The organism is Streptomyces apricus, assembly GCF_008369065.1.
In the GTDB taxonomy this organism is placed as follows: Bacteria; Actinomycetota; Actinomycetes; order Streptomycetales; family Streptomycetaceae; genus Streptomyces; species Streptomyces apricus.
Window position 1 is genome coordinate 1 of record NZ_VDFC01000203.1, and the last position, 1,449, is coordinate 1,449.

The 1,449-nt window shown below is 67.4% G+C and carries 1 protein-coding gene; it reads right to left on the reverse strand.

Features of this window, described 5'->3' with window-relative positions:
* Positions 1–107: 107 nt before the first annotated feature.
* On the reverse strand, positions 108–1,439 hold the full coding sequence (locus FGF04_RS39190; protein WP_149516159.1) for an extracellular solute-binding protein: 1,332 nt from the start codon (positions 1,437–1,439) through the stop codon (positions 108–110).
* Positions 1,440–1,449: the final 10 nt, after the last annotated feature.

The window sequence follows — 1,449 nt, forward strand, 5'->3', positions numbered from 1 at the left end:
AGCGTGCGAGCGTGCGCATGCGCGGGGAGGGGGCCGCCCCCTCCTTCACCACCGCCGTGCGCCGTCCGCCGGGGCCCGCCTGCCGCTGGGTGACGGTCACACCGTGCTCACTTCTCGACGACCTGGCCGTCCGTGACCGACTTCAGTTCCTCGTCGTAGTCGCGCGCCGCCTCGGCCACCGAGCTGTCACCGGTCGTCACCCCTTCCATGGCCTCCTGGATCGCCGTGGAGACCTTCGGGTACGCCGGGTAGGCCGGGCGGTAGTGCGTGCTCGCCACCAGATCCGTGAAGAACTTGATGCCGGGCTGCGCCTTCACGTACGCCGGGTCCTCGGCCACGTCCGTGCGCACCGCGATGCCGGAATTGGCGATGTACCACTTCTGGGCGTTCGCCTTCGTCTGCATCGTCTTGACGAACTCGAAGGCCAGGTCGGGGTTGGCGGCCTTGCTCGGGATCGCCCAGGTCCAGCCGCCCGACATGCTCACCTTCTCGGGGGACTGGCCGTTCTGCGTCGGCATGTACGCCAGGCCGAGCTTCTCGGACCACTCGGGCCACTCGTGGCCGCTGCCCTCCTGCCAGTCCTGCGGCAGCCAGGAGCCGTCCAGGTTGATGCCGAGCTTGCCCTCGGGCAGCAGCTCACCGCGGACCCTGGTCGCGAAGTTGGGGTCCAGGGCGTCCGAGACGTCCGGGCCGAGCTTCTCCTTGAAGACCGTCTCGACGAACTGCAGCGAGTCCTTGAAGCCCTGGCTGCCCGTGATCCACTTCTTGGACGCCGTGTCGTACAGCGGGCTCTCGGTGGCGCCGGTGGAGGTCCCGTACAGGAGCATCTCGAAGCCCTGCATGGTGGCCGCCTCGCCCGCGGGCTTGCCCGTGTACACGTTCATCGGGGTGACACCGGGGACCTTCTCCTTGATCGTGCGCGCCGCGTCGAGGATGTCGTCCCAGTTCCTCGGCTGCCAGTCGGCGGGCAGCCCGGCCTTCTTGAAGATCCCCTTGTCGAACCAGAGGCCCCGGGTGTCCGTGCCGTCCGGGACGCCGTACGTCTTCCCGTCCTGGGCCTCGGCCGCGGACTTCGCCGTGTCGATGAAGTGGCTCCAGTCCGCCCACTTGTTGAGGTACGGGTCCAGGGGCTTGAGGTAGCCGCTGGTGATGTCGGAGTTGATGAGGAACGTGTCCTCGTAGACCAGGTCGGGCGCCGTCTTGGGGGAGCGGAGCATCTGCTGGAGCTTCGTGTAGTACTCCGCGTCCGGGGCCTTGATCGGGACCAGCTCGACCTTCTTGCCCGGATTGGCCTTCTCGAACTGCTTCTTGATGTCGTCGAGGTAGTCGTCCATGACCCGGACCGAGTTGTCCGTCGACTGTTTGTAGGAGATCTTCACGGTGTCCGGGTCACTGCCGGAGTCGCTGCCACAGGCGGTGAGCGCGCAGGCGGTGAGCAGGGTGGCGAGG